Annotated in this window: 5 protein-coding genes; 1 reads left to right on the top strand and 4 read right to left on the bottom strand. The window is 45.1% G+C overall.

The window, feature by feature from the left end:
• Positions 1-151: 151 nt before the first annotated feature.
• The 4 genes from proC to pipX form a co-directional block, all read right to left on the bottom strand.
• Positions 152-964, bottom strand: coding sequence for a pyrroline-5-carboxylate reductase (proC, locus tag PX481_RS24370; protein WP_002762951.1), 813 nt, complete (start codon positions 962-964; stop codon positions 152-154).
• 125 nt (positions 965-1,089) lie between these two features.
• Complete coding sequence (locus PX481_RS24365; protein WP_002762952.1) at positions 1,090-1,662, bottom strand: cell division protein SepF; 573 nt, start codon at positions 1,660-1,662, stop codon at positions 1,090-1,092.
• Positions 1,663-1,982: 320 nt separating this feature from the next.
• A complete protein-coding gene (locus PX481_RS24360) occupies positions 1,983-2,642 on the bottom strand; it encodes a YggS family pyridoxal phosphate-dependent enzyme (RefSeq protein ID WP_288096494.1) in 660 nt (219 codons plus the stop codon).
• A gap of 3 nt (positions 2,643-2,645) precedes the next feature.
• Positions 2,646-2,918, bottom strand: coding sequence for a transcriptional coactivator PipX (pipX, locus tag PX481_RS24355; RefSeq protein WP_002733869.1), 273 nt, complete (start codon positions 2,916-2,918; stop codon positions 2,646-2,648).
• Between the two features lie 508 nt (positions 2,919-3,426).
• On the opposite strand from pipX, the gene PX481_RS24350 reads away from it, so the two are divergent.
• On the top strand, positions 3,427-4,496 hold a 1,070-nt coding region (locus PX481_RS24350; RefSeq protein WP_288096492.1), incomplete at its 3' end, for an NAD(P)H-quinone oxidoreductase subunit N.

Below are 4,496 nucleotides of genomic sequence, written 5' to 3'. Positions count from 1 at the left end.
ATCTTATCACAGATCGAGACATCAGTTAAGTAGCTGGTTATAATTAAATTAAAAATGGATTTTAGGTTCGATCCCCCCTGCCTCCCTTGATAAGGGGGGTGTCTGATAATTTTTAACGCCTACCTACTTATGGTTAAAAAAGATACAAAGATTACTTTTCAGAACTACGCCCTAAATCTTTAGATCTATGATAGGCCGCCACTACTGCCTCGATAATTGTCGATCGAAAAGAGCCTTTTTCTAATTGTCTCACTCCGGCAATCGTAGTTCCTCCGGGGCTAGTGACGCGATCCTTTAATTCCCCAGGATGTATGGCCGATTCTTTTAATAGGGTTGCCGTCCCTAAAACTGTTTCTATGGCCAATTGAGATGCGATTGATCGCGGTAATCCGGCCGCCACACCACCATCGCTTAAAGCTTCCACCATCAAGGCCACAAATGCCGGGCCCGATCCCGATAATCCCGTTACCGCGTCCATCAAAGCTTCGGGAACTTCCACCACCGAACCGACCGCAGCAAAAATATCTCTGGCTACGGCCAGATGTTCCGGTTCCGCATAACGACCAGGTGCGATTGCTGTAACCCCTTGTCCCACCGTGGCGGGGGTATTAGGCATCGTCCGGATGACGGGGCGATCGGGAAAGCCCATTTCTAGGCGATTGAGGGTAACTCCTGCTAAAATCGAGATAATCAAGGGTTTTTCGGGTATTCCCAGCAAACTATTCACTACTTGCTCTAAAATTTGCGGTTTTATCGCTAAGATTAACACCTCAGTTGCTCTAGCGGCTTCCCGGTTATCCTCACTGACTTGTACTCCGTAGGTATTAACCCAAAAGTTGCGCCGTTGGGATTGGGGTTCACTGACTAACACCGTTTCGGGACTATAAATATTTTTTTTTAATAAACGGCTGAGAATGGCCTCAGCCATCACGCCGCCGCCAATAATTCCTAAACGAATAGACACAGTATTATTAAAAGTAAAAAGTAAAAAAGAGAGATTTAGCTATCCTACCAAGAAAAAACGCATCCTCTCGATAAATCGATCGATTTCTAGCTTCGACAAACCTGACGAGAGGACTATGGCAGGATTCATTGAGCTAATCGACTGCTTTCGGCTCCCCAAGCAGGTGCGGAGGAAACGGGACGAGCCATTTTCGGGTTATCAGCGATATCGTGAATAGTTCCGGAAAGGGTGCTAACTTTAACGCAGCTGGGGGTAAATAGGAAAATACTCTCACCGATGCGTTCTTGATGACCATCAATTGCATAAGTGCCACCGGCGACAAAATCCACGGCTCTTTGTGCTTCTTCGGGATCCATGACGTTGAGATTTAAAACCACCGATTTGCGTTCTCTCAGGGTTTGGATAACTTGGGGCATTTCCTCGAAGGAATGGGGCTCGATCACGACTACTTCTGCATTATTGTTGTTAATACCTGGCATACCGATCACGTTGCTTCTGTTGAGTCCCATAGATGTGGCTGTACTGAGATTTAAAGGTTCGCGTTGACGACGATTGAGGGGATCTTCTTCTTCGTTTTGATCCCTATCTTGGGGGGAAGACTTTTCCCAGTTCATTTCTTCGTAGTCGGTTTCGTCTTCGTCTTCTGGTTGTTCGGAGATGCCGACAAAATCTTTGAGTTTGGTAAAAATGTTGTTCACAGTCTAAGTGTCCTTCAAAAGATTTTTTAGGTGGTCTTGGCTAGAGTCGGGGTTATTTTAGTGGCCTTTAACAACTTTTGTTCTCACTTGGTACAGGAGAACTATTTTGTTCAGGGTTCGTCATTCTAGTCGTCTGGAGGCAGCGGTTAGTTCCCTCTTTTCAGTTATCAGTTATCAGGGGATAGTTTTCAGGGATTGGGAAAAAGTCAATTCCTCATTTCTAACCACCGGTTTCTAGACTGAACGCTGTAATCTTAAGATATATTGTCACCGATTATTAAAATTACTAGGAGTTTTTTCTGTAAATTTACGGAGATGGTTCAGTAAATACGATCGCCGAAGATGCCAGTTCCCACCCGGATCAAAGTGGCTCCGGCCTTGATGGCGAGAGGATAATCGTTAGACATCCCCATGGATAGATGAGGCAGGCATAAACTAGAGCTATTCTCGATTATTTGGGCTAAATCGCTGGTTTTTTCAAAGGCGGCTAACTTTTCCCCAGCGGATAATCCTCGGGGCAGAATTGTCATCAAACCTTGAATTTTTAGCTGTTTACAGTTGACTAAAGCGGGAATATCTGCTAGTAATTCGTCTGTGTCCCAACCGAACTTATCGGGATCGGGGACAATTTTCACCTGTAGCAAAACTTGGGGATTAATCTCTAATTCCCCAGCTAGGCGATCGAGTCTTTGGGCTAATTTTAAACTATCGAGGGAATGGATTAAATCAAAAGATTCTAGGACTTTGCGGGCTTTATTTGCCTGTAGATGCCCGATAAAGTGCCAAGAAATATCTGGCAGGTCTTTTAGTTCTTGCTGCTTCGAGATTGCTTCCTGTAGCTTACTTTCAGCAAAATCTCTCACTCCTGCTCGGTAAGCTTGACGGATATAATCGCTCGATACCTGTTTACTGACGGCAATCAGGCGCGTGGAGGGGGGTAGGGTAAGACGGATTGACTCGATACGACTAGCGATCGTCATGAACTAGACTGAAAAGGTTTGTTGATAAGTTTGGTTGAGACTGTTAAATTCTTGCACATTACTGCCCCGGCGCAAATTTCGCAGCCGGTTTTCCACTAAAAGACGAGCATCGGAACGACTAATCGGATCGAACGAGACTTTTTTTGGTCCCACCGTCACCAGAAAAAAAAGACGTTGGGCATAAAGAGTGGTGAATAATTCCCGATGTTCTTCTAATAGACACACTCTGTATAATAGACCGAAAGTAGGATGATTGAGATAGGTTTCGTTACTCATTCAAGCGATCGCTAAAGGAAAAGGATTGAGCGAACTAGAAAATTTTTCCACAAAAAAATCAAGCGGATGGCTCAAAAACAATTGATTTTTCGGGTGTTTCCCCTAGCCTGATTTTACCAGAATCCTTCAACGACAACTAACGATGCCAGTCTATGTCATGATTTCCTGAGTTTTCACTTTTTCCCTGTTAACTTGGATACATCTCGGTGACAAGTTGTCACCACCAGAAATTAGCTCGGCTGCAAAAATCAAAGATTTTCCCTTAGCTGAGGAGACTACGAGACAAGAGGATAAAAAAGACAATAGACAAGTATAATACCCATAAAAGCTAAGATTATCTCAAATTTATCTGGGTTTTTAGAAATTTTAACCCGATAGCGGCGATCGGTGAACTGAAAACTCACATCTGATCACTGATCACTGATAACTGATCACTGAATCGCTGATCAAATGCCCTAAGCTTGTATTAAGCCTTTTTTAACTTCAAATTCCTTTAACCTCAATCAATATGGATTTTTCTAGTCTTGTTGCCAGTCAGCTAAACGCCGGCGTTATCTGGCCCGAAGGAATCCTGATTATTACCCTGATGGTGATTTTAATCGGCGATTTAATCGTGGGACGGAGTGCCAGAAGTTGGCTGCCCTACGTTGCGATCGCTGGTCTGCTCGCTGCTGTGGTTGCTCTCTACTTTACCTGGGACAATCCGAAACCGGTGGCTTTTTTAGGGGCTTTTGAGGGCGATAATCTCAGTATCGTCTTTAGGGGGATTATTGCCCTTTCTACCGCCTCCACAGTGCTGATGTCGGTGCGTTATGTGGAACAAGCGGGAACCTCCCTAGCGGAATTTTTAGCCATTATGCTCACCGCGACCCTCGGGGGAATGTTCCTATCTGGCGCTAGTGAATTGGTGATGATCTTCATCTCCCTAGAAATGCTCAGTATTTCCTCCTATCTAATGACCGGTTACATGAAGCGGGATCCTCGATCGAACGAGGCCGCCTTAAAATACCTGTTAATTGGAGCTTCTAGTTCGGCGATTTTCCTCTATGGTGTTTCCCTTCTCTACGGTTTATCCGGAGGTGAAACCAGTTTAAGTGCCATTGCCCAAAAATTAACCGCTGTTAACGGTGGTCAGTCCTTGGCCTTAGCGATCGCATTAGTGTTTGTGATTGCCGGTATCGCCTTCAAAATTTCGGCGGTTCCCTTTCACCAGTGGACTCCTGATGTGTACGAAGGTTCACCCACTCCCGTGGTGGCTTTCCTCTCGGTAGGTTCCAAAGCGGCCGGTTTTGCCCTAGCAATTCGCCTATTAGTGACGGTTTTCGGTCTAGTCAGCGAACAATGGCGGTTTATCTTTATCGCTCTAGCCATTTTGAGCATGATCCTGGGCAACGTGGTCGCCTTAGCCCAAACTAGCATGAAACGGATGTTAGCCTATTCCTCGATCGGTCAGGCGGGTTTTGTCATGATTGGTTTAACCGCCGGTACTGACGCGGGTTACTCTAGCATGATTTTCTATCTGTTAATTTACCTGTTCATGAACCTAGGGGCTTTTGCCTGTGTGATTCTCTTTGCTCT

It is taken from the genome of Microcystis sp. M53603_WE2 (assembly GCF_030065435.1).
Note: the sequence above shows the minus strand (reverse complement) of the source record. Positions and strands in the feature narration are given on the sequence as shown.

What these genes read in the sequence shown, in the direction of transcription:
- pipX (WP_002733869.1), bottom strand. Translation starts at nt 2,918, where the DNA reads ATGAGTAACGAAACCTATCTCAATCATCCTACTTTCGGTCTATTATAC.
- PX481_RS24360 (WP_288096494.1), bottom strand. Translation starts at nt 2,642, where the DNA reads ATGACGATCGCTAGTCGTATCGAGTCAATCCGTCTTACCCTACCCCCC.